This is a genomic window from Methanobrevibacter sp. 87.7 (genome assembly GCF_002208625.1).
Taxonomy (GTDB): Archaea; Methanobacteriota; Methanobacteria; order Methanobacteriales; family Methanobacteriaceae; genus Methanarmilla.
Map to the genome: position 1 here is coordinate 1 of NZ_MRCT01000193.1, position 2,932 is coordinate 2,932.

At 22.2% G+C, this 2,932-nt stretch carries 3 protein-coding genes; all 3 read left to right on the top strand.

Going from position 1 to position 2,932, the window contains the following annotated elements; genetic code table 11:
- The first annotated feature begins 62 nt into the window (after positions 1-62).
- The 3 genes from BGI41_RS07490 to BGI41_RS07500 all read left to right on the top strand — a co-directional run bounded on the left by BGI41_RS07490 (position 63) and on the right by BGI41_RS07500 (position 2,734).
- On the top strand, positions 63-1,205 hold the full coding sequence (locus BGI41_RS07490) for an adhesin (protein ID WP_088540076.1): 1,143 nt from the start codon (positions 63-65) through the stop codon (positions 1,203-1,205).
- Between the two features lie 199 nt (positions 1,206-1,404).
- Entirely contained in the window at positions 1,405-2,100 is a 696-nt protein-coding gene (locus BGI41_RS07495) for an aspartate/glutamate racemase family protein (protein ID WP_088540077.1), read from the top strand.
- A gap of 172 nt (positions 2,101-2,272) precedes the next feature.
- Positions 2,273-2,734: a zinc ribbon domain-containing protein gene (locus tag BGI41_RS07500; protein WP_088540078.1), complete on the top strand. Its 462-nt coding sequence runs from the start codon at positions 2,273-2,275 to the stop codon at positions 2,732-2,734.
- Positions 2,735-2,932: the final 198 nt, after the last annotated feature.

A 2,932-nucleotide genomic window follows, 5' to 3' on the forward strand; every position in this document is an offset into this window, starting at 1 on the left:
AAAACAATACCAAAAAAATAATATTTAAACAAAAATATTTCATAAAAAATAGAGGTAAAAAAATGAATATAAGAAAAATAATTGTTATTTTAATAATTATTCTAATGATACTTACACCTACAATAAGTGCAATAAGTGCAACAACAGTATTTTTAACCTCAGATAGTGTTTTTAGCCAAAAAGGTGAAGAAGTTAAAATGCTAAATGAAATTAAACATTATATTGAAGAGGATAGTAATGGAGAAATAACTGCTGTAGTAGACCCAGACTCACCTGCACCTGGAGAAGGAACAAGAGCAATGACTTCAGATACAGATGTTAGTGTATTTTTTGCATTTTCAGATGCTGCTAATTTTTATGAAATGGCTAAATATTCAACTAAAGTAAACAAACAAGTAATGCATGTAAATTTAGGTTCCCTAAATTTAGATAATACAAGTAAACTTAGAAGAGCATGGGATGATAACTGGTCAGATGAAAGTTTTGAATCAATTAAACAACCAGGAGAATTTTTAAGATATTCTGGAATAAATATAATACAACCAGTTCAAAAATATCCTGAAGATACTGATGAAAATAATGATATGTATCATAGTAATAGTACTGTAAATAAATACATTGCAGATCAAATTATATATAATATTCAAAATGCTAATTCAAGTGATGACCAATTAAGATCTGATTTAATTATTAGAAATAATCTTAAAGTAAGTACAATTGGTGATATTTCAAAATCTATTGAAGCAAGTAAAAATTTTGGAAAATTAGAAAATAACTATGAATCATATACTACACCTCAAGCATTATACCTTCTTTCATCATATCTTTCTGGAGATGGATTAAATAGTCCTAAAAATTATGAAGCACCAGATAATCCTCAAAATTATTCAATAGGAACAAAAAGTTCATATAGTATATATGATTATGAATCAATGGCCCAAAAAGTTGTAGATTATATGGACAAAACAGGGAAAGCGCCAGATTATATAGAATATGAAGGTGCCAAAATAGGTTATAATGATTTATTATATAATTTTGCATTACTTACAGATGATGATCAAAATGCAGGTACAATGAATTTACCAAAATCAAGTGATTTTAAATCATTTAATGATATGAATCTTGTATACACTGCAATACCAATACTTGTAATAATAGGCATTATCTTATTAATTATAGGTATTAGAAGAAAAAGAAGAAGATAATAAAATAAAAAATCAATAAATTAAATACATTATTAATTTAATAATAAAATAAATCAAAAAGTTAAAGAAAATACCAATTTAAAAGATAAAATAAAAAAACAAAAATTTAAAGAAAATACCTTAAATTGAAATAATAAAAGATTAAAAGGTATAATATTTAACTTTAATTTATAATTTGAATAAAAATAAAGAGGATAAAATGAAAACATTAGGATTGATAGGAGGAATAGGTCCTGCATCTACAGTGAAATACTATGAAAATATAGTATATACATTTAAAAACACTAGAGAAGATGAATATTACCCCCATATCCTAATAAGTAGTTTAAATATGGAAGAATTTATAAGACAATTAGATTTTGAAGATTATAATCAAGTAGAAAAAATATTACTAAAAGAAATAAATAATTTAGAAAATGCAGGTGCAGATATAATTGCAATAGCATCAAATACAGCACATGTTGTAATAGATGAATTAAAGCAAGATTCAAATATTCCAATAATAAGCATTATAAATTGTATTATTAATGAAATTATAAAAAAAGATTATAAAAAAGTATTAATTACTGGAACATCATTTATAATGACACATGATTTTTATATAAAAAAATTAGAAGAAAATGGAATAAGATGTATTATTCCTAATTCAAATGATATACAAAAAATCCATGAAATTATATATCCTAATCTAGAAAATGGTATAGTATTACCTTATAAAAAAGAAGATTATATCAATATCATTAATAAAATAACTGAAAATGAAGATATTGATTGTCTATTACTTGCATGTAATGAATTAAACTTACTTATAAATGATGATGATATAAATATTCCAATAATTGATAGTTCAAAAATACATATTAAAAGAATATTAAAAGAAATAACTAAAAAATAAAAATTTTAAATATAAGAAGAAAATAAAAAAATAAAAAATTTTTAGAAAAAGTAGAATATTTTTATAAAAAATAATAAAATTATAATAAACTACTTATTATAAAAAATATAAAATTTTACATTATAATTAACAATTATGAAATATGGGATAAACTAAAATTTTAGGGGAAAATATGGTAATTAGACAATGTCCAAAATGTGGAAAACCTGATACTACAGGATATGGTTTCTGTATATACTGTGGAACAGAATTCCCAAAACAAGAACAAGAACAAAATAGTCCAAATCAAAATATAAGAAATAATTGGGAAAATCCAAGAGTTGATGTACATATAGACTATAATCAAAATTCTCCAAGATCAACTGGAATGAATATTGTAATTATAGTTGGATATATATTATCAATATTTGGAAGTATTCTTGGACTTATACCTGCAATATATTTAATAACACGTAAAGATGTTTCTCTAAAAAAACATGGAGTAATACAACTTGCAATAATAGCATTTTATGTAATATTTATTGTAATGTTATTTGCAACAGGCCAATTAACACTTGATAAAATTATTGCTATTGGTCAAAAAGAATATTCAAACATGACTCAAATTACAAATATGAGTATGTATAAACCTTAATTGACTTAACAGTCAATTAAAACTCTTTTTTAAAAAAAAAATTAAAAATTTTAAACTACTTATTTTACAAAAAATATTAAAAAAACAAATATTTCTTTAAAACAAAAAAATACTTATTTTAAACAAAATTAAAACAAATATTTCTTTAAAACAAAAAAATACTTATTTTAAACAAAATTAACTAATATATTCAGCTAA